A 22,599-nucleotide genomic window follows, 5' to 3' on the forward strand; every position below is an offset into this window, starting at 1 on the left:
CCGACGAACGGCACACGCACATCCCCAGATACGCACATCCCCAGATACAAGGAGTCCCCCCCCATGCACCCCATCATCGAGAAACTCAAGGGCGGCCTCGTCGTCAGCTGCCAGGCATACCCCGGCGAACCCATGCGCCACCCCGAGACCATGGCGCAGATGGCCATGGCAGCCGAGATCGGCGGCGCCGTCGGCATCCGCTGCCAGGGCTTGGCGGACATCGCCGCCATCAAGGGCCAGGTCAAGGTGCCCGTCATCGGCATTTGGAAGGAAGGCGACGAAGGCATCTACATCACGCCCACCCTGCGCCACGCGCGCTGCTGTGCGAATGCCGGCGCGGACATCGTCGCCATCGACGCCACCCGTCGGCTGCGCGCCGACGGCCTGACCTACGGGCAGACCGTGCGCGCGCTGCACGACGACGGCACGCTCGTCATGGCCGACTGCGGCAGCTTCGCCGACGCCGAACAGGCCGTCGAGGCGGGCACGGACGTCATCTCCACCACGCTCGCCGGCTACACCGGCGAGCGCGAGAAGACGGACGGCCCCGACTTCGAGCTGTTGAAGCAGATGATCGATGCCTTCCCCGACGTGCCCGTCATCTGCGAGGGGCGCATCCACACGCCCGCACAGCTCACCGCGGTGATGGAGGTCGGCGCGTGGGCGGCGGTGGTCGGCACCGCCATCACGCACCCCACCTCGATTGCCGGCTGGTTCCGCGATGCCCTGCCGGCGCACTGACCTGAGGAGACCGTCATGCGCATCCTGCACGAACCGCTCGTCTCGCTCGACGGCACGCCGGCCGAGCTCGAGTGCTACCTGCTCGACAACTTCCCCGAGATCGAGGCCGACCGGCGGCGACCCTGCGTCGTCGTCGTGCCCGGCGGCGGCTACCTGGAGTGCTCGCCGCGCGAGATGGAGCCGATCGCCGTGCGCATGCTCGGCTACGGCTTCCAGGCCTGCGTGCTGCACTACTCGACCGCGCCGTCGTGCTTCCCCACGGCGCTGCACGAGCTGGCGAGCGCGGTGGCGATGGTGCGCGCGCATGCCGACGACTGGCACATCGACCCGCATGCCGTCCTCGTGGGCGGCTTCTCCGCCGGCGGCCACCTGGCCGCCGACCTCGGCGTCGAATGGAACGGCGCGCTGCTCGCCGGCTTCGGCTTCGACGCCGAGGTGATCCGTCCCGACGGGCTCATGCTCGGCTACCCGGTGCTCAGCGCCGGCGAGCATGCGCACCGGCCCAGCTTCGAGCGGCTGCTCGGCGGCCGCGCCGACGACCCTGCGGCGCGCGAGGCGGTCTCGATCGAGCTGCGGGCGACGGCCGCCTTTCCGCCGACCTTCCTCTTCCACACCATGACCGACGCCACCGTGCCGGTGGCCAACTCGCTGCTGCTGGTGGAGGCGCTGCGCCGCGCCGGCGTGAGCGTGGAGGCACACCTGTTCCCCACGGGGCGGCACGGCGTGGCCCTGGGCACGCCCGAATCCATGTATGCCGACGGCACCGGCGTGGAGGAGTGCGTGCAGGTGTGGCCCGACCTGTTCCGCGACTGGGTGGGACGGTTGGTGGACAGCCGTTCCACCCACAGATAAGACATCTGATAACATAGTGGGTGCAAGGGGATGTCCGGCACGGCACCCGGTGGCCTGCCGGACGCCCGGCACCTACGCCGGGCACCGCCAGGACATCGCCGGGAGACCACGACCTTGACCATCTACGATCCACGTACGGGCATGGACGCAAGTGCCCATACGACCAGTACTCAACGAGGAGCCATCATGCAAGTCGGTACCTTCGACGACATCCGCACGCGCATCGCGTCCTTTGCCGCCGTGGTGCCGCCGTCCGCATCGTCCGGTGCGGTGGCGCGCCCCGCGGTCCTGCAGACGCCCAGCCGCTGCGAGGCGGCCATGGACGCCATCAAGTCCTACATCATCCGCAAGGGGCTGCGCCCAGGCGACCCCCTGCCCAACGAGGCGACGCTGTGCGAGGAGCTGGGCGTCTCCAGGTCCTCGGTGCGCGAGGCCGTGCGCAAGCTCGAGGCCCTGCACATTGTGTCCGTGGTGCACGGCAAGGGCATGTTCGTGGGCGACCTCTCCCTGGAGCCCCTGGTGGAGACCCTGAGCTTCCGCGCCATGACGGGCGGCATGGCCGAGATGGGCGAGCTGCGCGACGTGATCCAGGTGCGCCGGATCCTCGACCTGGGCGTCTCCGAGCAGGTGGTGGACGCCATGCGCGGCACCGAGCAGCCGCGCCTGCTGGAACTGGCCGAGCAGATGGCCATGAATGCCGCGATGCACGAGACCTTCCTCGAGGCGGACATCGAGTTCCACGCCATCATGCACCGTGCCTCCGGCAACGTGGTCCTCTCCCAGCTGGCCGACAGCCTATGGCTGGTGCACATGGCGATCCTGCCGCAAATCGGCCTGTCCGTGAGCGAGGACCTCATGCAAAGCGCCGAGTCCCACCGCGTGATGGTCGAGGCCGCCATGGCCGGCGACCTCGAGCGCTACCGCCAGGTCGTCATCGACCACTACCGCCCAATCGAGGGCATTGTGGAGACGTACCTGAAGGAGCACGGGGCCTTGGAATAGGCGGAGGTGACGTGCATGATGGCTGTCGCATGGAGCGCTGGGCTCCTATGCGGCACAGGCATCGCGTGAGAAATTGTTCATTTTTCTGAACAAAATCCAGGACGCGGGCCGCGCCGGCGCGGCCCGTACGTACGTACGTACGTCGTACGTACGTACGTACGTACGTACGTACGTACGTACGTACGTACGTACGGCGCGCGCCCGGGCCCGCCCCAAGATTTTGTTCGAAAAAATGAACAATTTCTATGTGCGGCAGTGCCTCAAGCCGTACGCGGGTTGCCGAACCAGCCGGTGTAGATCAGTGCGAAGTTGCGGTTGCCATAGGTCGAGCAGCCGTCCCCCTCGCCCGAGCCGGCTGCCAGGGCGGCGAGATTGGGCTGGTAGGGCGTGTAGATGTAGAGCAATGCCGTGGCCTTGTTCTCGATCCACACCTCGTCTCCGCCGCAAGAGGGGTCAGGGTTGAACTGCACGTAATTGAGCCGTCCCGCGGCGTACCCGTACTGTTCCTCGTACGCCTCGTAGTAACGGTAGCGTTCCGCCGCGCCGAAGACCTGCTCCACGAAGCCGGCGTACCGCGGGTCGCAGCTATCATCGTCCGGGCAGCTCAGGCCCATCGCCGCCTTGTACTGGAAGGCAATCGGATCGGTGGCGGTGACCAGCTGCTGTTCCTTCTGGAGCATGGTGAGCAGCACCTTGGGGGAGATGCCGCAGGAGGTGGCGGCGCCGGCGATGATTGCGGCCGCCTTCTCCTTGGTGCGCACCTTGCCCTTGGCGTCCTTCGCCGGTACGTAGCCGTCGCACAGGTCGTCGGCGGCCCGTGTGGCGACGGTGAAGGTCTTCGTGTGCAGGCACTCCTTGCCGGTGCACGAAGCACCCTTCTCGTCGAGGAAGTCCTGGATTCCCTGTTCGTCCATCGAGTCGTCGTCGAAGAACTGGCCGTCGGAGATGATGTTGCCCGGGTCGAAGTCGTAGTCCTCGGTGAGCTCGACCTGGCGTGCCTTGGCCTGGGCAATCTCGGCGTGGAGCGTCAGCGCCCGCGCACCCAGGATGAACAGCGCGCCCGACGCGATGCACAGCGCCACCGCAATGGCCGCCATGACGGTGCGCGTGGCGGGGGAGCCGTGGACCCATCGGTCCTTCACGCGGCGCGTCCACGGGGTGCCGCGGCCGTGCCGACTGGTGCTTTTCCGGATGTCACGGGATGTCCCCATGGGTTCCGTCCTTTCCGTGGCGTTATGCATGTTCAGCGCAGCGCCTTGGTGATGCGCTGGATGCTCACCGGTTGGGTGGTGCCGAGTTCCTGGGCCCAGAGGGACACGCGGAATTCCTCGAGCATCCACCGTGCATGCGTCGCCTTGTCGATGGCGGTGTCGCGCGTTTCGCCTGTCGGCATGTCCCGCGCCTTGGCCATGGCCTTGTCGACGAGCTGGCGTACCTCGTCCGCCTGCCATGCCCAGCGCACGTCACGGTTCTTGTCCGCCTTCGCCTTGTTCAGGCGCATGGCATCCGCCCTGAGGTAGATGGGGATGCGGCGCAGCCCGTACGGGGGCACCTCGCCGAGGAAGCCCTCATGGACCAGCTCGGCCAGGTGTTCGCGGATGGACTGCAGGACCGACAGCATGGGCAGGTCCGCGGGGCCGGAGACCGCACGCTCCACCTTGGCATACTCCTCCAGGATGGTCGCCGTGTCCTTGGCCACGTCGTAGACCGTGTCCTCGTAGACCTCCCGGACGCCTTCGACGGCCTGGTCGAGTTCGGCGTCGGTGGACAGCTTGCCGATGTCGGGCAGCAGGCGCTTGACCGCTGCCAGCTGCAGGTCCTCGACCAGCGCCTTGGTGCTGGGGTAGGGCGCCGAGGCCAGGCGGAGCGCCTCGGCGCCCAGCCAACGCGAGGAGATGCGTTCGGCAGGCAGCCGCAGACGGTCGAGTGCGCCATGCCACAGCATGTCCTCACGGCTCATGCCCGTGGCGCCGGCCTTGTGCAGCAGGTCGGCACGTTCCACGACCTTGCCTTCCTGTCCGGCCTGCGCTGCCTTGCGTTCCACGACCTTGCGCGCCGATGCCTGCGCCTGCGCGGCGAACCGCCGTTGCAGCGCCGCCAGGTCCTTGCCGGTGGCGAGCGCCTTGCGCCCTCCTCGCCCACGCTTGCCGCGCGGCGCCGGCTGTTCGATGGCGAAGGTGGGCTTGAGGTAGGGGGCCAGGCGTGCGTCGAGGCCATCGAGGACCTCGGGATGGATCTGGGCGCCCACGACCTGGATGGCGGCCTTGGTGAACACGTGCATGAAGTCGGGCCATGGTCCGCCGTCGGGGGCGGCCGCCGGATGCTCTCGCGTACCGGAGCCGGGAGCGTCGGGCCAGTGCTCGTCCAGCCACTGGCCGATGCGGCGTGCCGTGTCCGGGGCGGGGACGAACTGCACGCGCAGGTGCTTGGGCAGCGCCTTGATCATGGCGGTGATGAGTTCGTGGTGCAGTCCCGGCACGTTCCAGGTGAATTCTGCGGGGTCGAGCAGCGACAGGACGGTCAGCGGGACATGCACGGTCACGCCGTCGGCCTCGTCGTTCGTGTCGTAGATGTAGCTCAGTCGCAGGGAGATGGGCCTGCCGTCCGGGCCGACCGTGTGCCAGTGGTCGGGGAAGTCGGACAGGTCGACGCCGTCCTGGTCGGAGAGACGCTCCACCTTGGCGGGGTCGAATTCGAGCAGGCCGGGTTGCCTGGAGCGTTCGTCCTTCCACCAGTGGGCGAGTGCGGCCACGCTGGTCACGTCGTCGGGGATGACGTGGTCGTAGAAGTCGAACAGGTCCTCGTCGCTGACGGCGAGCGCCACCTGGCGTGTGCGGTTGGCGTCGTCCTGCGCGTCCTCGAGGATGTCCAGGTTGCGCTTGACGAACTCGTCGCCGGGGAAGCGCTGTTGGATGTCGCCTTCCACCAGGCCCTGGCGGATGAGGAAGTCGCGTGCCTCGGCCGGGTTGACGCGGCCCCACTGGATGTGGCGTCCCTGCACGATTGGCAACCCGTAGAGCAGGACTTTCTCCTCGGCCACGGCGGAGCCGCGGGAACCGGACCAGTGGGGTTCTGCGTAGGTGGTCCGCGTCAGTCCCCGGGCGAGCGGCTCGGCCCATGCGGGATCGATCTGCGCGCAGTAGCGTGCCCACAGCCTGCTGGTCTCCACCAGCTCGGTGCTCATCACCCACGGCGGGGTGGACTTGTTGACGCTGGAGGCGGGGAAGATGGCGAAATGCATGCCACGTGACCCTTGGTAGTCGTTGTGGGCGTTGCGCTGCGCCCGCTTGAGGGCGCGTGCGCGCGCCGCGCCCCTGAGGTGGGCGTAGTCGGATGCCTTGGGTTCGCGCACGACCTGCATGCCCATCATGGACAGCAGGCCCGCGAGCATGGAGTGGTGGATGCCGTCGGAGTCCCAGGTGCAGCAGAGGCTGTGCATCGCCTGCTGTGCCAAGGGCAGTGCGCGTACGGCCGGGTCGGGGCGCGAGACGGGCAACGGTTCGCCCACGGTGAAGTGCAGTTCCTTGCACAATGCGCGCAGCTGGGTGACGAGATCCTTCCACTGGCGCATGCGCAGGAAGTGCAGGTATTCGGCCTTGCACAGCTTGCGCAGCGCATGGTTGCTCATCTCGCCGTCCGCGCCGTAGGCACGGTCCCAGATGTTGAGTGCGGTGAGGAAGTCGCTGCCCGCGTCGGCGTACCGGTTGTGGATGCGGGTGGCCTCATCGCGCACCTCCTCGGGGCGTTCGCGGGGATCCTGCAGGCTGAGGAAGGCCACGACGACGATGACGGCCGCCAGGGTATTGGGGGTCGTCGAGCGTGCGGCCTCGATGAGCATGCGTCCCAGGCGCACGTCGATGGGGATGCGGGACAGCTGGCGGCCGACCTTGGTCAGCCGGATGGCGCCGCGCTTGCGTTCGATGGCCTGCAGCTCTGTCAGCTCATGGAAACCGTCGGCCACGGCCTTCATGTCCGGCGGGTCGATGAAGCCGAAGTCGGTCACGTCCTGCGCGGTGTGCGCCACGCCCACGGAGAGCATGTGCAGCACCACCGACCCCAAGGAAGTGCGCAGGATTTCCGGCTCGGTGAAGCGGGGACGCGTCTCGTAGTCCTCGGCAGAGTACAGGCGGATCGCGATGCCGTCGGCGATGCGGCCACAGCGGCCGGAACGCTGGTCGGCACTGGCCTGCGAGATGGGCTCGATGGGCAGGCGCTGCACCTTGGAGGCCTTGGAGTACCGGGAGATGCGCGCCATGCCGGGATCCACCACGTAGCGGATGCCGGGCACCGTCAGCGACGTCTCCGCGACGTTCGTGGCGATGACGATGCGCTGGTGCGTGTGCGATTCGAAGACGCGATGCTGCTCCTTGGCGCTCAGCCGCGCGAACAGGGGCATGATTTCGATGGCGTCCGGCCGCCGCAGGTCCGCGCAGCGTGCGCCGAAGGCACGACGGATTGCCTGCTCGTAGTCGTGGATGTCCCGTTCGCCGGCGGCGAAGACCAGTAGGTCGCGCGGACCCTGGTCATGGGCCGAGACGGTGACGAGTTCCATGCACGCGCGCGCCACCGCGGTGGGCATGTCCATGGCGTCCTGGTCGCGGTTCTGCGGATGCGGTTCGGGAGCCGTCTCGGTGAAGCCGGGCACGTGCGCCATGAGCGAGGGCGGCCCGTCCGGCGGCTCGTAGCAGATGGTGACCGGGTAGGTGCGGCCGGACACCTCGATGACGGGCACCGGCTTGCCCAGGGCCTGCTCGAAATGGCTGGCGAACTTCTCCGAATCGATGGTCGCGGAGGTGATGATGAGCTTGAGCTCCGGGCGCTGGGGCAGCAGCGCCGTCAGGTAGCCCAGCAGGAAGTCGATGTTGAGCGTACGTTCGTGCGCCTCGTCGATTACGATGGTGTCGTAGCGGCCCAGCTTCGGGTCGCGCTGGATCTGCGCGAGCAGGATGCCGTCCGTGACCACGCGCAGCCGCGTGGATGGCGAGCTCTCGTCGGTGAAGCGCACCTGGTAGCCGACCTCGTCGCCCAGGCGCACCCCCAGTTCCTGGGCGATGCGTTCCGCCACGGTGTGTGCCGCCAGCCTGCGCGGCTGCGTATGCACGATCTGGTGGCCATGGGTGCCCCTGCCCATCTCGAGCAGGATCTTGGGCAGCTGCGTCGTCTTTCCCGAACCCGTCTGGCCGGAGACGATGACCACCTGGCTGTGCGTCACCGCGTCGCGTATCGCGTCGCGTGCGCCACTGACCGGCAATTCCTCTGGATATTCGAATCTCACTGTGCTTGTCCCATACTGTTGCTGTCCGTCAACGAATCGTCATCCCTGTGCCGGGCATCGCCCAGCCCAGCCGATGCACTTCGATCACCCGGTATCCCTTCGAGCTGGCGTATTTGCCCACCGTGTACCCGTCGCCCAAGGCACCCGCCAGCCACGTCATCAGAGAATCGGAGCCGAGGTTGCGCTGCACCACCAGATAGGCATGGCCATCGGCCGCCAGGCGCGGCAGCCACTCCAGGAGCAGGGCGTGCAGCGCCTCCTTGCCGATGCGGATCGGTGGGTTCGACCAGATCAGTTCGAACTCCAGCCCGGCGGGCACGTCCGCTGCCTCGCCCACGTGCACGTTCGCGCAATGGTTGAGTTCGGCATTGCGTTCAGTGAGCTCGATGGCACGCTCGTTGACGTCCACCGCATGCACCGTCGCCTCGGGGCTTTCCTTCGCCAACGCCAGGGTGAGTGCGCCCCAGCCGCAGCCGAGGTCCAGGAAGTCGCCATGATCCGGCGGCATCGGCGCATGCCTCAGCAGCACCGACGTGCCCAGGTCGACGCGGTGCTGGGAGAAGACGCCATTGCTGGTCTCCACCTGCACCTCATGGCCGCGCAGCGTCACCTCCATGCGCTTGCGCACGTCCCGCGAATCGGGGGAGGCGGTGAAGTACTGCTGGTTCGGGGTCTTGGGCTGTGCGCTCATCGTTCCTTACATCCATCCGTCGGTTTCGTTTCGTTCGTTCCCCTATGATGATAGTTGTTCTGCCGTAAGTCGCATGCGGACGGCCTGCGGAATAAAACGGACGGCGAAGCTGTCGAGAGAGACAGGACCATCATCGACGAGAAACGGATGCCTTTGAACCAAACAGCCACGGCAATGCCCAACCCCAGGTACCTCACCCACGACGAAGACCCTCACGGCCAGCCGTCCGACGACGCCGACGTGCTCGCCGGACAGTCGCAGGTCCTCCTCGAGGAAGCGGACGCAGCCGACCTGCGGGACGAGGAGTGGGACGAACGCGAATCACGCAACCAGCTGAAACATGTCACTGGCCTGGGTGAACTCGAGGACGTCACCGAAGTCGAATACCGCAAGGTGCGCCTCGAACGAGTCGTCCTCGTCGGCGTGTGGTCGAGCCGCGACTCCTCGCAGCGCGAAGCCGAGGAATCGCTGCGCGAACTGGCGGCGCTCGCCGACACGGCGGGCGCGCAGGTGTGCGACGCCGTCCTGCAGCATCGTTCCCGCCCGGACGCTGCGACCTATGTCGGATCCGGCAAGGCCAAGGAGATCGCGCAGCTCGTGGAGGCCTGCGACGCGGACACCATCGTGGTGGACGCCGACCTGCCGCCCAGCCAGCGCCGCGCCCTGGAGGACGTGACCCGCGTGAAGGTCGTGGACCGCACCGCCGTGATCCTCGACATCTTCGCGCAGCATGCCACGTCCCGGGAGGGCAAGGCCCAGGTGGAGCTGGCGCAGCTGCAGTACATGCTGCCCCGACTGCGCGGCTGGGGTGCCGCGCTGTCGCGCCAGGCGGGCGGCCGTGCCGCGGGCGCGGACGGCGGCATCGGTTCACGAGGCCCCGGCGAGACGCAGATCGAGCTCGACCGCCGTGTCATCCGTACACGCATCGCCCGGCTGCGCAGGCAGATCGCGCAGATGGCACCCACGCGTGAGGTCAAGCGCGGTTCGCGCCGGCGCAACGGCGTGCCTTCGATTGCGGTGGTCGGATACACCAACGCCGGCAAGTCCTCCCTGACCAACCGGCTGACCGGCTCCGACGAACTGGTGGAGAACGCCCTGTTCGCGACCCTCGACACCGCCGTGCGCCGCGCACGCAGCGCGGACGGCCGCCGGTACACCTATGTGGACACGGTGGGCTTCGTGCGGCGCCTGCCCACCCAGCTGGTCGAGGCCTTCAAGTCGACCCTGGAGGAGACCGCGGACGCGGACATCGTCCTGCACGTGGTGGATGCGTCGCATCCCGACCCCTTCGGCCAGATCGAGGCCGTGAACACGGTCCTCAAGGATGTCGAGGGCGCGGACCGGCTGCCCACGGTGACCGTGTTCAACAAGATCGACCTGCTGGACGACACCGCATTGGCGCGGCTGCGCAACCTGGCTCCGGACGCGCATTTCGTGTCGTCGGCCACAGGCGAGGGACTCGACCGGCTGCGTGACGCGCTCGAGGCGATGCTGCCCGTGCCGGCGGTGCACATCGAGGCGTTGATGCCGTACACGGCAGGCTCGCTGCTGTCGAAGGTTCGCGAACTCGGCGAGGTGACGTCGATGGAATACCGCGACGACGGCGTGATGCTGGTAGCCGACGTCGACGAGCACCTAGCGGCCCAGCTCATGGAACACGCCATCGGCTAGCAATGGAATGGCTCTATTCGCATCGTGAACATCGCCTTGTCTGCTAGAGTGATGTCTGATACTGACAGGCAGTCGCCACAAGCGCTCACTGCCGTGCAACACAACGAATGGAAAAGGTCGTAGATCATCATGGCGAAGTCACCCATCAAGCCCACAAAGCTCGCTATCGTCGGAGCCGGCGCAGTCGGCTCCACCCTTGCCTTCGCGGCAGCGGAGCGCGGCGTCGCCCGCGAAATCGTGCTCGAAGACATCGCCAAGGACCGCGTGGAGGCCGAAGTCCTCGACATGCAGCATGGCTCCAGCTTCTTCCCGACCGTCTCGATCGACGGTTCCGACGACCCGGAGATCTGCCGCGACGCGGACATGGTCGTCATCACCGCCGGCGCACGCCAGAAGCCGGGCCAGTCCCGCCTCGACCTGGCCGGCGCGACCATCAACATCATGAAGTCGATCATCCCGAACCTCGTGAAGGTCGCACCGAACGCCATCTACATGCTCATCACCAACCCGGTGGACGTGGTCACCCACGTCTCCATGAAGCTCTCGGGCCTGCCGGCGAACCAGATGTTCGGCTCCGGCACCAACCTCGACTCCGCCCGACTGCGCTTCCTGATCGCGCAGCAGACCGGCGTCAACGTGAAGAACGTGCACGCCTACATCGCCGGCGAGCACGGCGACTCCGAGGTGCCGCTGTGGGCTTCCGCCACCATCGGCGGCGTCCCGATGTGCGACTGGCAGCCGCTGCCGGGCCACGAGCCGCTCGACGCCGACATGCGTGAGCAAATCCACCAGGAAGTGAAGAACGCCGCCTACAAGATCATCAACGGCAAGGGCGCCACCAACTTCGCGATCGCCATGTCCGGCGTGGACATCATCGAGGCCATCCTCAACGACACCAACCGCATCCTGCCGGTCTCCTCGCTGCTCGAGGACTTCCACGGCATCTCGGACGTGTGCATGTCGGTGCCGACGCTGCTCAACCGCTCCGGCGTGAACTCCCGCATCAACACGCCGGTCTCCGACCACGAGCTCGAACTGCTGAAGCGCTCCGCCGAGACCCTCAAGGAAACCGCCGCCCAGTTCGGCTTCTGACCGTCCGGCGAACGCCGAACCCTTCCCGGGGCGTGTCCGATTGCAATCGGACACGCCCCGTTTGCATGGTGGGGCGCCTAGACTGGAAGCCACCCGGCCGAAGACAGGAGGAGCACATGCCGCATGACCACACCCACACCCATGGCTCGCCGGACGGGGCCGGGCACGGACGTAGCCTCGCCATCACCCTGTCGCTCACCGGCACGGTGTTCCTCGCCGAGGTCGTCGGCGCGGTCGTCACCGGGTCCCTGGCACTGCTCGTCGATGCCGGCCACATGCTCACCGACGTCTCCGTCCTGGCGGCGTCGACCGTCACCGCCGTCCTCATGCGGCGCAAACCCGACAAGTCGCGCACCTGGGGCTGGGCGCGGCTCGAGGTGATCACCGCCGCGGCAGGCGCGTTGGTGCTGCTGTTCGTGGGCCTGTACGCACTGGTGGAGGCGGGCATGCGCCTGTTCGCGCATGCCGACGAGCAGATCCACGACGTGCGTCTCCTGCTGGGCTTCGGCATCCTGGGCCTGGCCGCGAACGTCGGGTCCATCCTGGTCCTGCGTGCGCAGTCGGGCGACAACATGAACATGCGCGCGGCATTCCTGGAGGTGTGCAACGATGCCCTGGGGTCGGTCGCGGTGATCGTCTCGGCGGCGGTCCTCATGGCCACCGGTTGGGATGGCGTCGATGCCATTGCGGGCGCGCTCATCGCCCTGCTCATGATCCCGCGCGCGGTGCGCCTGCTGCACGACGCGGTCCGCGTCCTGCTCGAGGAGACGCCGCGCGGACTCGACCTGGATGCGGTGCGCACGCACCTGGAGGGGGTGGACCATGTGGTGGCCGTCCATGACCTGCATGCCAGCACCGTGTCCACGGGACAGCCCATCCTCACGGCCCACATCGTCGTGGACCCGGACCTGACCATGCAGCAGGCGGGACAGGTCCTGCATCAATGCCAGGACTGCCTGCGCGATCATTTCCCGGTGTCGGTGGGGCACACCACCTTCCAGCTGGAGCCGACGGGGTACACCAGTCCCAGTGCGGACGCCATCCACCGCTAGGGGCGGACGCTAGAGCTTGCGCAGGACCGTGACGACCTTGCCCATGATCTTGGCATGGGTGCCGTCGATGGGGGCATAGTTGGGATTGTGCGGAATGAGCCAGACGTGGCCGCCTTGGCTGCGGAAGGTCTTGACGGTGGCCTCGTCGTCCAGCAGCGCAGCCACGATGTCGCCGTTCTCGGCGCGCTGCTGTTCGCGGACCACGACGAAGTCGCCATCGCAGATGGCGGCGTCGATCATGGAATCGCCGTGCACCTCGAGCATGAAGAGGTTGCCGTTGCCGGTCAGGCGTACGGGAAGGCGCATGACGTCCTCGATGTGCTGTTCCGCGGTGATGGGGGCACCGGCGGCAATGGCACCCACCAGGGGCACTTCCGTCGATGACTGGAAGGAGAGGGAACCGCCGGTGTCGAAGGGGACGACATCGACGGCGCCGTGGGGTTCCGTGACGATTTCAATGGCCCGTCCCTTGTTGGCGTCACGGCGGATGTAGCCCTTCGCCTCGAGGACCTGGAGCTGGTGCTGCACCGAGGAGGTGCTGCGCAGCCCGGCTCTCTGGCCGATCTCGCGCAGGGAGGGGGCGAAGCCCTGGCTGGCGGTGAGGTCGCGGATGGCCTGCATGACCTTGCGCTGGCGTTCCGTCAGGTCGTCGCGGCGGTCCGGTTCCCCGTCCCGGAAGGTGGCGTCGGTGGTGGTCATGGTCGTGTCCTTTCGTATGAGCCAACCTTAGCGCGAAACGCCGATATTTCCAAACAGATGTTCGACTCCGGCTTGACAACGGTCGAACATGCGTGCGAATATCGAGGTGTTTGATGGGAACATATGTTCGAAAGGATGGTTGCCATGGAGATCTCGGAACGCAACGGGCTTGGACGCTGGCGGCATGCCGCCCTGGCCATCCTGGCCGGATGTGCCTTGTGCGTGCCGCTGGGATGGGCATCGGGGATGGGTGGGGATCGTGCCGACGAGTACGTGGGCCAGACGGTGCGCTACACCGTGAGGCCCGGGGATACGCTGTGGTCCATCGCCGAGCGGGTGGACGGCACGAGCGTCGACCAGCTCAAGCGCATCAACAAGCTCGAGGGGGCGGCCCTGCGCGCAGGCCAGCAGCTGCTCTTGCCGGCCTAGGCGGCGGCCATGCAGTGGCATGATTCGACGGCGGTCCTGGAGCGTATGACGTTCCCGATGCGCACAAAGGCCGCGGATGCGGCTACAGTGGATGTCATGTATTGCCCCTTCTGCCAGAACCCCGACACGAAAGTGATCGACACACGCATCAGCGAAGACGGACACTCCATCCGCCGCCGCAGGGAATGCCCTCGATGCCAGGGCCGTTTCAGCACCCAGGAGACCGCCATGCTGCTGGTGCGCAAACGCTCCGGCAACGTGGAGCAATTCGACCGCAACAAGGTGATTTCCGGCGTGCGCAAGGCGTGCCAGGGCCGCCCCATCCATGAGGACGACCTCAAGAAGCTCGGCCAGCAGGTGGAGGAGAGCCTGCGTGCCCAGGGCATCGCCCAGATACCTTCGGAGGACATCGGCAAGGCCATCCTGCGGCCCCTGCGCGACCTCGACGAGGTGGCATACCTGCGTTTTGCAAGCGTCTACCGCAATTTCGAGGACCTCGAGGATTTCCAGGAGGCCATCGACGAACTGCGCGACGCCGACCGGGCGCAATGACCCGTCCTGCGTCCATGGCAAGGGGCCGGGCTGCGATTGTCGCAGCCCGGCCCCTTGCCATGGACGCAGGACGGTGCGTTCACTCGATGATGCGCATGCGGATGGTGCCCTGGATGGAGGCAAGGGCACCCAGTGCCTGCGCGGCGGGCTTGTCGGCCACGTCGGTCACCACGTAGCCGATGGCGCCCTCGGTGCCCAGCGCCTGCGCGGAGATGTTGATGCCCTGCTCGCCCAGCACATGGTTGACGGCCGCCAGGATGCCCGGCAGGTTGTCATGCAGGTGGGCGATGCGCGCCTCGCCGCGACAGTCGTTGAGGGTGATCTGCGGCAGGTTGACGCTGAGCATCGTCGAGCCCTTGAACCAGTAGTCCTCGAGACGCTGGGAGACGAACTGCGCGATGTTCTCCTGGGCCTCGAGGGTCGAACCGCCGATGTGCGGGGTGAGGATCATGTTGTCCTCGTCCGCCAGGGGGGTTTCGATGGGATCGCCGCTCTTCTTGGGTTCCACCGGGAAGACGTCGACGGCGGCGCCGGACAGGTGGCCGCAGTCCAGGTGGCGCTTGAGCGCGTCGAGGTCGACCACGAAGCCGCGTGAGCAGTTGATGAAGATGGCGTCCTGCTTCATGTGGGAGAATTCCTCCTCTCCGAAGAAGCCGATGTTCGACTTGCGGCCGTCGACATGGATGGTCACCGCGTCCGACTGCTCCAGCAGCTCCTCCAGGCTGTCGCAGCGTTGCGCGTTGCCCAGCGCGAGCTTCTCCTCGATGTCGAAGAAGACCACGCGCATGCCCAGCGCCTCGGCCAGCACGGAAAGCTGGGAGCCGATGTTGCCGTAGCCGATGATGCCGAGCGTCTTGCCGCGCACTTCGTGGGAACCGGAGGCGGACTTGTCCCACAGGCCGTGCTTCATGTGGTGGGTGTGGGCCGGGATGCGGCGCATCAGGCAGATGATGTCGCAGACCACCAGCTCCACCACGGATCGCGTGTTCGAATAGGGGGCGTTGAAGACGGCGACGCCGCGGCGGGCGGCGGCATCGAGGTCCACCTGGTTGGTGCCGATGCAGAAGCAACCGATGGCGGTCAGTGCGGGGCGCTCCTCCAGGACGCGCTCCGTCACCGTCGTTTTCGAGCGGATGCCCAGGAGGTCGACGCCGTCGAGGGCGGCGATGAGCTCGTCCTCGGACAGGGCACCCTTGAGCGACTCCACCTCGAAGCCATGGTCGCGCAGGCTCTGCGCGGCAAGCGGATGAATGTTTTCCAGTAACAGTGCTTTCGGCATGGTCCCTACCTTATATCCTCTCGTCGTCAGGTGCCTGCGCTATATCGCCAGTCGTTCGCCGTCGCCTTCGGTGCGCACCAGCACCAGTTGCTGCGTGGGTCGGGTGAGCGCCACGTACAGGTCGGAAGCGGCACTCAGCCTCGATGCCGCCTCCTGCTCGATCAGTCCCGGCTCGACCACCATGACGGCGTCGTACTCCAGTCCCTTCACCGCCTGGGTATCGCACACGCTCACCATGTCGTCCACCGTCTCGCCGTCCATCACAGTGCCCATCGACTCCAAGGCGCGGTGCACCGCGGCACGCACCGCATCGCGCAGCTCGTCCGGCACGATCACCGCCACGCGGCCGGTGCCGTCGTTGCCCACGAAACGCGCGGCCAGCGTGCGCGCCAGGTCGCCCACCTCGCCGAACAGTGCGTCGCGGTCCGCCACGGTGCGGCGTTCCACGGCGTCGGGCACCGAACGGATCGCCTTGACCGTGGAGATGTACAGGCCCTCGCCCTCGGCGAATTGCGACGCCAGGTCGGAGACCTCACGGGGGTTGCGGTAGTTGATGGTCAGCTCGTTGAGGCTCCAGTTGGGAGCACCGAACAGGGAGTCCATGGTACGGGCCCAGTCGCGCGTGCCGCCCAGTGCGGAGGTCTGCGCCACGTCGCCCACGATCGTGAAGGAACGCGACGGGCAGCGGCGGATCAGCATGCGCCAGTCCATGGCCGTCAGCTCCTGCGCCTCGTCGACCACGACATGCCCATAGGTCCACTCGCGGTCCTGCGCGGCGCGATGCGCCACGAGCTCGACGTCGTCGCCGCTCATCCGGTCGGCGAGCATGCCGGCGGACACGATGCCGGAACCGATGCCGGCCTGCGCCAGCGTCTCCTTGGCATACTGCTCGGCCTCCTGGCGCTCTGCCTGGCGCGCCTTGCGGCGGGCCTGTTCGCGCGGGTCGGGGCCGAGCAGCTCGTATGCCTCGTCCAGCAGCGGGATGTCCGAGCGCGTCAGGGGAGCGCCCTTGGGGCGCGTCAGCAGCTCCACCTGCCGGTCGGAGAGCCAGGGGGCGAAACGGCGCAGCTGGGCGGGCTTGGAGAACATCTGGTCGATGAGCCAGGTGCCATCCATCGGCAGCCACGCCAGGTTGAGCGCCACCCGCAGCGCATCGTTCATGCGCAGCTGGGCGAGGATGTCGTTGAGCTCGGCCTGCTCGGGCACGTAATCCAGCTGCTCGACCACCTGGGTGCGCATCATCGCGAGCATGGAGGACACGAAGGTCTCCCGGGCCTTGTTGTGCGGCTGGCGGGTGCGCCGTGCATCGCCGATCGCGGTCTCGACGTCCTGGCGGCGCATGGTCACGCGCACGCCGTTGACGTGGATGGTCGGCAGCTTCGCGGGGACGCGCTCGCGGGCGGCCACCGCGTTCGCGATGGCATGGGCCATGCGGCGCTCGCCCTTGATCCTGGCCACCTCGGGGGCGTCCGTGCGGGTGACGACCAGGCCGGGGATCAGCTCCCCGACGGTGCGCGAGACCACGCCCGTCTCGCCGAGGGAGGGGAGGACCTGGTCGATGTAGTGCAGGAAGTCCTCGCTCGGGCCGATGACCAGCACCCCGGAACGCTCGAGCATGCGGCGGTGGGTGTAGAGCAGGTAGGCGGCACGGTGCAGCGCCACCGCGGTCTTGCCGGTGCCCGGGCCTCCTTGCACCACGAGCGCCCCCTTGATGTCCGAGCGGATGATGCGATCCTGCTCGGCCTGGATGGTGGCCACGATGTCGGTCATCTTGCCGGTCCTGCGCGAACCGAGGGAGGCCAGCAGGGCCCCTTCGCCGGTGAGGGTGCCCTGTTCGGAGGCGGTGTTCACGTGGGCGGAGTCCACGTCGAGCACCTCGTCTTCGATGCCCACCACATCACGGAAATGCAGGGTGATGTGGCGTCGCAGCGCGATGTCGCCATGGTGGGCGGGGGTCGCCTCGTAGAAGGGCCGCGCCGCTTCCGCGCGCCAGTCGGTGAGAATGGGCTCGTGCTCGTCGTCGGACAGTCCCAGGCGTCCGATGTAGCGGCGGTTGCCCTGGACGTCGTCGAGCCGCCCGAAGACCAGGCGGTCCTCCACCGCGCGCAGCTGCGCCAGTCGGTCCTCGTACATGGTGGCGAAGGAATCGCGCTCGGTGCGTTGGGTGGGCGAACCGTGCGACCCCTGGGAACGCACGTCGTCCAGACGTTCGCGCGCCTGGGCTCGCAGGCCGTCGAGACGGCCGTAGGCGCGGTCGACCATGCCTTGCTCTTCCCTCAGTTGTGTCGCATATGCAGTCATGCTCTCCATGTCCCCTCGCGTTCGTTCGCAAAAGCCAAACAAGCATAGCAGAACCGCGCAACAGCCCGGGTCCTGCGCCCATCAATGTGACAGCCGTCACGCCGTCGGCGTGTTTCCGGCCGCATGTGGGGTGTTTAGGTGAACTGTGGGGTAAAGTGGTAACCCAGACATTCGTGGGACATGGCAAGGCGACGCGTGGAGGTGAATGATGGCGGATCTGCTGGGGACGCCTCAATCACCCCCGGGCGGCACCGATGGCTTGGCCGCCGTGCAGCCCTTGGCGCTGCAGTCCCTGCTGTTGGGCACATACACTCCCCGCCTGGATGCCAAGGGCAGGGTGGCGCTGCCGGCGAAAATGCGTGAACGCCTCACGGACGGCCTGGTCATGGCCCGTGGGCAGGAACGCTGCATCTACCTGCTGCCGCCCGCCGAGTTCCAACGGATGGTGGTGCGCATCCAGCGCAATGCGCTGGGCAGCCGTGGGTCGCGCGAGTACATGCGCATCTTCCTGTCCGGCGCGGTGGAGCAGGAGCCCGACAAGCAGGGGCGCGTCCTCATCCCGCAGATGCTGCGTGACTATGCGCGCCTGGGCGGCGACATCGTCATCATCGGCGTGGGCACCAGGGCCGAGATCTGGGACCGCCAGGCATGGGACGGGTACCTGGCGGCGAATGAACAGGACTATGCGGACGTCGCGAACGACGTCCTCGAGGAGCTGGAGTTGTGATGGTCGACATTGCGAGGATTCACCAACCCGTACTGCTGCAGCAGTGCGTGGACCTGGTTGCGCCCGCGCTGCAGGCGCCGGGAAGCGTGGCGGTCGACTGTACCCTGGGACTGGCCGGCCACACCACGGCGTTCCTCAAGGCGGCGCCCGGCGCCCGCGTCATCGGCATCGACCGCGACGCCGAGGCGCTCGCGCTGGCCACCGAGCGCGTGGCGGGGGAGGGCCTCGCCGACCGTTTCACCCCGGTGCATGCCGCCTTCGACGAGCTGGACGACGTGCTCGACGAGCTGGACGTGCCGCAGGTGCAGGCGGTTTTCATGGACCTGGGACTGTCCAGCCTGCAGATCGACGAGACCGCCCGCGGCTTCAGCTACGCCCATGACGCGCCGCTGGACATGCGCATGGACGTCTCCCAGTCGCTGACGGCACGCGATGTGCTCGCCGGATACGACGTGGATGGCCTCACCCGCATCTTCAGGGACTACGGCGAGGAACGCTTCGCCCGGCAGATCGCACGCAGGATCGTACAGGTGCGCGATGCCGAACCGCTGCTGACCTCGCGCCAGCTGGGCGAGCTGGTGGATGCGGTCATCCCCGCGGCGCGGCGCGGCAGCGGCAACCCCGCCAAGCGCGTCTTCCAGGCGTTGCGCATCGAGGTCAACGGCGAGCTGGACAAGCTGGCGCGCACCCTGCCGCAGGCAGCCTGCCGGCTGTCGGTGGGCGGGCGCCTGGTCGTAGAGTCCTACCATTCGCTCGAGGACCGCACCGTCAAGACCTTCATGGCCGACGGACTCAAGGCGGACGTGCCGGCGGACATGCCGGTGGTGCCGCCGGACATGCAGCCGTTCTTCGCGCCGCTGACCAAGGGGGCCGTGAAGGCGGACGAGGCGGAGCGGGCCGCCAATTCGCGCGCCGCCTCGGTGAGGCTGCGCGGGGCGGAGCTCATCAGGCCGTTGCCGTCACGGTGGCGTCGCGAGTTCGGGCACAGGGCGCGCGGCATGGAGCGGATGCCGCGACGAAGGGGAAGGAAATAACCCATGGGATCACAAACACGTTCGGTGCGCACGAACGCGGCCCCCGCGGGCCGCGAGGCGCAGCGCCCGTCCAGCCGTCCGCAGCTGCACGTGGTCGAGAAGCACACGGTGAGGCGATCGGCGGAGCACCTCAGGTGGCAACGCATCTGGGACTGGACCAAGACGAAGTCCGCCCCGCTCATGATGCTGGCCGTCGCCCTGGTGTTCCTCGTCGCCTCCCTGCTGGGGGCACTGCTCCTGCGCACCCAGATGAGCTCGAACTCCTTCGAGGCGAGCACCATCGAGCAGCACATCACCATGCTCCAGCAGGACGTCGATGACGACCAGGCCAAGCTGTCGCAACTCGAGGCCACCTTGCCCGAGCGCGCCCAGAAGATGAAGATGGTGCCCTCCCAGGGGAACCTCTCCATCGACCTCGACGGATACCAGCCGACCCAAGGAGCGTCGTAGCCATGCATCCCATCCGAGCTTTCAGGCACCTCGGTGCCACCATGCGCCGCGGCGTCGTCATCGGTCTGGTGATCGCCTTCGTCGCCCTGGTCTGCCTGGGACAGCTGGTGCACATCCAGATCATCGACGGCCCCAGCACCGCCCTGGCGGCGACGCGCAGCAGGACCGTCAAGGCGGTGCTGTCGGCCAAGCGCGGCCGCATCACCGACGTCAACGGCACCGTCCTGGCGCAGAGCGTGGAACGCTACACCATCATCGGCAACCCGCAGGCGGCACAGGAGTTCGAGCCCACCACCTGCACCGCCCGCACCCAATCCATCTGCCACCAGCTCGACGGCAAGCCGCTGTCCACGACCGGCGCGGCTGCCGTCGCCCAACTGGTCGCGCCACTCCTGGGGATGGACGTGGCCGAGCTGGGCGGCAAGCTGTCGGGGACGGGCCAGTACGCAGTCCTCAAGAAGGACGTGACGCCCGAGGTCAAGCGCAAGATCGCAGACCTCAACCTGGGCGGCATCATCTACGGCGAGCTGAGCAACGAGCGCGTCTACTCAGGCGGTGCCCTCATGGGTGCGCTGCTGGGCGGCGTGAACGACGAGGGCGTGGGCGTGGCCGGCATCGAGCAGATGGAGGACGACACCCTCACCGGCACCGACGGATACCAGGTCTACCAACAGGGCAACGGCGGCGAGGAGATCCCCGGCACCATGACCGAGTCCCAGGCCGCCGTGGACGGCAGCGACGTGCGCCTGTCCATCGACCGTGACGTGCAGTGGCGCGTGCGCCAGATCCTGCTCGAGTCCCAGCAGAAATACAAGGCAGGCTGGGCCATCGCCGTCGTCCAGAACACGCAGACCGGTGAGATCCTCGCCCTGGCGGACACCGACGACTACGAGGCGGGCAGCGACGACGCCAAGCTCAACGTGGCGCGCAGCGTCAACGAGGTCTTTGAGCCCGGCTCCATCGGCAAGGTCTTCACCATGTCCGGCCTGGTCCAGGAGAAACAGCATGCGATGGGCGACAAGTTCACCGTGCCGGACACCCTCACGCTCGACGGGCAGACCTACAAGGACTCCTTCAACCATGGCGCCGAGCACTGGACCATGGCCGGCATCCTCGAACAGTCGTCGAACGTGGGCACCATCCTCGCCTCCGACCGGTACACCGACGAGCAGCGCCACGCCTATCTCACCAAGTTCGGCATCGGCCAGGCCTCCGGCCTGGGGCTGCCCGGTGAGTCCCAGGGTGTCCTGGCACCGTCGGGCAGCTGGGACGGGCGCACCCGCAACACGGTGCTCTTCGGCCAGGGATACTCCACCAATGCGCTGCAGCTGACGAACGCCATCGCCGTCATCGCCAATGGCGGCGTGCGCAAGCCGCAGGTCCTCGTCAAGGCGACGGTCTCGGCCGATGGCAAGGTCCAGGAGACCAAACCGGGCGAGTCCACCCGGGTCATCGACGAATCGGTGGCCAAGCAGATCCTCAACGGCATGGAGTCGGTGTCCGAGCATTACGCCTCCCAGGGCTTCGCTGGCGTACCCGGCTACCGCGTGGCCTCCAAGTCGGGCACCGCGGAAGTCGTGGGTGCCGACGGCAAGCTCTCCTCGCTCATCAGCGACTACACGGCCATCATCCCCGCGGACAACCCGCGCTTCGTGGTCACCGTCGTGCTCAAGGATCCGGAAGGCAGCTACGGCGGCCTGACCGCCGGACCGGTCTTCGCCGAGATCGGCAAGTTCCTCATGCAGAAGTACGAGGTGCCGAACTCCTCGCCGCGCAAGGACGCGATCCCGGTGGAGTGGTGATTCCATGACGGCACGACAGGCAAGGGCAACGGAAAGGAAGACGCATGAGCGCAATCAGTGAATCGGTCTCGCAGCGCATGACGCTGGGCATGCTCCAGGACCGCTACGGGTTCGAGCTGGTGCCGGGATTCGCCAAGGGCGTCACCGTCACGTCCCTGGCCAACGACCTCGAGTCGGTAGCGCCGGGCGCCCTGTTCATGCCCGGCGAGCGCATCGGCATGGGGGTGCTCGCCCAGGCGATCCAGCGGGGTGCCTATGCCGTCATGCTGCCGCCCTCGATGCGCAACGCCGTCGGCGAGTGCGAGGTGCCTGTACTGTTCGCCGACCCCACCTCCCATGAGATCGGCCAGCTGGCGTCGCTGATTGCCGGACAGCCCGCCGAGTCGATCGCGGTCTTCGCCATCGCCGGCCGCGACCGCCAGTCCGTGGGGGAGTCCGTCGGCATGCTCGCCGATTTCCTGCACATGCTCGGCAACCCCGTGGGCGTCATCCGCAACGGGGACGAACAGTCCCTGGAACGCTTCACCGACCTGCGCTACCCCCTGGATGCCTTCTCCATGCAGCGCGTGCTGTCGGTGTGCGTGGAGGACGGCGCTTCCGCGGTCATCATCGCCATGGAGGACGACACGCTGGCGCCGGGATCCCTGGAGTCGGTGGGCGTCGACGTGCTCGGCTATGACGGTCGCGAGGACAAGGAGGAGGTCGAGGAGATGGCCGGCGTGCTGGCCGAGCGTTTCGGCTGCGTCCTCGACGACGAGACCCACCTTGCCGTGCGCAGCGAGGAGACCGACCTCATGGCCGTCCAGGCCGACATCGGGCTGAACAAGGCGAAGCCGCTGTCCCTGGCCATCGCGATGGTCCTGGCAGCCGGCGTACGGAAGGCCAACATCCGCAGTGCGCTGCGGGTGTCCAGGGAACTGCACTGAACTCGACACTCCGCAAGACGGGAA

Annotated in this window: 19 protein-coding genes; 13 read left to right on the forward strand and 6 right to left on the reverse strand. The window is 67.4% G+C overall.

Going from position 1 to position 22,599, the window contains the following annotated elements:
• The first annotated feature begins 63 nt into the window (after positions 1 to 63).
• The 3 genes from BCUN_RS00165 to BCUN_RS00175 all read left to right on the forward strand — a co-directional run bounded on the left by BCUN_RS00165 (position 64) and on the right by BCUN_RS00175 (position 2,595).
• Positions 64 to 741 carry an N-acetylmannosamine-6-phosphate 2-epimerase gene (locus tag BCUN_RS00165; protein WP_033518494.1) on the forward strand — a complete coding sequence of 226 codons (678 nt, stop codon included), beginning with the start codon at positions 64 to 66 and terminating at the stop codon, positions 739 to 741.
• A gap of 15 nt (positions 742 to 756) precedes the next feature.
• Positions 757 to 1,593 carry an alpha/beta hydrolase gene (locus BCUN_RS00170; protein ID WP_033518492.1) on the forward strand — a complete coding sequence of 279 codons (837 nt, stop codon included), beginning with the start codon at positions 757 to 759 and terminating at the stop codon, positions 1,591 to 1,593.
• Positions 1,594 to 1,779: 186 nt separating this feature from the next.
• The gene (locus BCUN_RS00175) at positions 1,780 to 2,595 is read left to right on the forward strand and encodes a FadR/GntR family transcriptional regulator (RefSeq protein ID WP_238552267.1); all 816 of its coding nucleotides are present in this window, start codon (positions 1,780 to 1,782) and stop codon (positions 2,593 to 2,595) included.
• A 260-nt stretch (positions 2,596 to 2,855) separates the two neighbouring features.
• Here BCUN_RS00175 and BCUN_RS00180 read toward each other — a convergent pair whose 3' ends face one another.
• Genes BCUN_RS00180 through BCUN_RS00190 form a run of 3 tightly spaced genes read right to left on the reverse strand, consistent with a single transcriptional unit; the run spans position 2,856 to position 8,561 of the window.
• Positions 2,856 to 3,806 carry a hemagglutinin gene (locus BCUN_RS00180; protein ID WP_238552268.1) on the reverse strand — a complete coding sequence of 317 codons (951 nt, stop codon included), beginning with the start codon at positions 3,804 to 3,806 and terminating at the stop codon, positions 2,856 to 2,858.
• 32 nt (positions 3,807 to 3,838) lie between these two features.
• Positions 3,839 to 7,870, reverse strand: coding sequence for an ATP-dependent RNA helicase HrpA (gene hrpA, locus BCUN_RS00185; protein WP_033514771.1), 4,032 nt, complete (start codon positions 7,868 to 7,870; stop codon positions 3,839 to 3,841).
• A gap of 28 nt (positions 7,871 to 7,898) precedes the next feature.
• Positions 7,899 to 8,561 carry a class I SAM-dependent methyltransferase gene (locus BCUN_RS00190; protein WP_051920379.1) on the reverse strand — a complete coding sequence of 221 codons (663 nt, stop codon included), beginning with the start codon at positions 8,559 to 8,561 and terminating at the stop codon, positions 7,899 to 7,901.
• Positions 8,562 to 8,735: 174 nt separating this feature from the next.
• Here BCUN_RS00190 and hflX point away from each other — a divergent pair, with 174 nt between their 5' ends.
• The 3 genes from hflX (at position 8,736) to BCUN_RS00205 (ending at position 12,376) form a co-directional block, all read left to right on the forward strand.
• Complete coding sequence (gene hflX / locus BCUN_RS00195) at positions 8,736 to 10,232, forward strand: GTPase HflX (protein WP_033514773.1); 1,497 nt, start codon at positions 8,736 to 8,738, stop codon at positions 10,230 to 10,232.
• 129 nt (positions 10,233 to 10,361) lie between these two features.
• The gene (locus tag BCUN_RS00200; protein ID WP_033514775.1) at positions 10,362 to 11,324 is read left to right on the forward strand and encodes an L-lactate dehydrogenase; all 963 of its coding nucleotides are present in this window, start codon (positions 10,362 to 10,364) and stop codon (positions 11,322 to 11,324) included.
• Positions 11,325 to 11,440: 116 nt separating this feature from the next.
• Positions 11,441 to 12,376 carry a cation diffusion facilitator family transporter gene (locus BCUN_RS00205; protein ID WP_033514777.1) on the forward strand — a complete coding sequence of 312 codons (936 nt, stop codon included), beginning with the start codon at positions 11,441 to 11,443 and terminating at the stop codon, positions 12,374 to 12,376.
• Positions 12,377 to 12,385: 9 nt separating this feature from the next.
• Here BCUN_RS00205 and lexA read toward each other — a convergent pair whose 3' ends face one another.
• On the reverse strand, positions 12,386 to 13,075 hold the full coding sequence (gene lexA, locus BCUN_RS00210) for a transcriptional repressor LexA (protein ID WP_033514779.1): 690 nt from the start codon (positions 13,073 to 13,075) through the stop codon (positions 12,386 to 12,388).
• A 144-nt stretch (positions 13,076 to 13,219) separates the two neighbouring features.
• On the opposite strand from lexA, the gene BCUN_RS00215 reads away from it, so the two are divergent.
• Together BCUN_RS00215 and nrdR are read left to right on the forward strand one after the other, a co-directional pair.
• Complete coding sequence (locus BCUN_RS00215) at positions 13,220 to 13,504, forward strand: LysM peptidoglycan-binding domain-containing protein (RefSeq protein ID WP_033514781.1); 285 nt, start codon at positions 13,220 to 13,222, stop codon at positions 13,502 to 13,504.
• A 96-nt stretch (positions 13,505 to 13,600) separates the two neighbouring features.
• Positions 13,601 to 14,056, forward strand: coding sequence for a transcriptional regulator NrdR (gene nrdR / locus BCUN_RS00220; RefSeq protein ID WP_033514899.1), 456 nt, complete (start codon positions 13,601 to 13,603; stop codon positions 14,054 to 14,056).
• A 79-nt stretch (positions 14,057 to 14,135) separates the two neighbouring features.
• Here nrdR and serA read toward each other — a convergent pair whose 3' ends face one another.
• Positions 14,136 to 15,335 (reverse strand): phosphoglycerate dehydrogenase, encoded by a 1,200-nt coding sequence (gene serA / locus BCUN_RS00225; RefSeq protein WP_033514783.1) that lies wholly within the window; start codon positions 15,333 to 15,335, stop codon positions 14,136 to 14,138.
• A 39-nt stretch (positions 15,336 to 15,374) separates the two neighbouring features.
• Positions 15,375 to 17,636 carry a HelD family protein gene (locus BCUN_RS00230; RefSeq protein ID WP_033514785.1) on the reverse strand — a complete coding sequence of 754 codons (2,262 nt, stop codon included), beginning with the start codon at positions 17,634 to 17,636 and terminating at the stop codon, positions 15,375 to 15,377.
• Between the two features lie 205 nt (positions 17,637 to 17,841).
• Between BCUN_RS00230 and mraZ the strand changes: the two genes are divergently transcribed.
• The 5 genes from mraZ to BCUN_RS00255 are packed head-to-tail and all read left to right on the forward strand — an operon-like array spanning position 17,842 to position 22,575.
• A complete protein-coding gene (mraZ, locus tag BCUN_RS00235; protein WP_051920382.1) occupies positions 17,842 to 18,363 on the forward strand; it encodes a division/cell wall cluster transcriptional repressor MraZ in 522 nt (173 codons plus the stop codon).
• Positions 18,363 to 19,397 (forward strand): 16S rRNA (cytosine(1402)-N(4))-methyltransferase RsmH, encoded by a 1,035-nt coding sequence (rsmH, locus tag BCUN_RS00240; RefSeq protein WP_033514787.1) that lies wholly within the window; start codon positions 18,363 to 18,365, stop codon positions 19,395 to 19,397. The genes mraZ and rsmH overlap by 1 nt, the downstream gene beginning before the upstream one ends.
• A 3-nt stretch (positions 19,398 to 19,400) precedes the next feature.
• Entirely contained in the window at positions 19,401 to 19,847 is a 447-nt protein-coding gene (locus tag BCUN_RS00245; protein ID WP_033514789.1) for a hypothetical protein, read from the forward strand.
• Positions 19,848 to 19,849: 2 nt separating this feature from the next.
• Positions 19,850 to 21,649 (forward strand): peptidoglycan D,D-transpeptidase FtsI family protein, encoded by a 1,800-nt coding sequence (locus BCUN_RS00250; RefSeq protein ID WP_033514791.1) that lies wholly within the window; start codon positions 19,850 to 19,852, stop codon positions 21,647 to 21,649.
• 44 nt (positions 21,650 to 21,693) lie between these two features.
• Positions 21,694 to 22,575, forward strand: a complete 882-nt coding sequence (locus BCUN_RS00255; protein ID WP_033514793.1) for a hypothetical protein — start codon at positions 21,694 to 21,696, stop codon at positions 22,573 to 22,575.
• Positions 22,576 to 22,599 lie beyond the last annotated feature (24 nt).

This window comes from Bifidobacterium cuniculi, assembly GCF_000741575.1.
In the GTDB taxonomy this organism is placed as follows: Bacteria; Actinomycetota; Actinomycetes; order Actinomycetales; family Bifidobacteriaceae; genus Bifidobacterium; species Bifidobacterium cuniculi.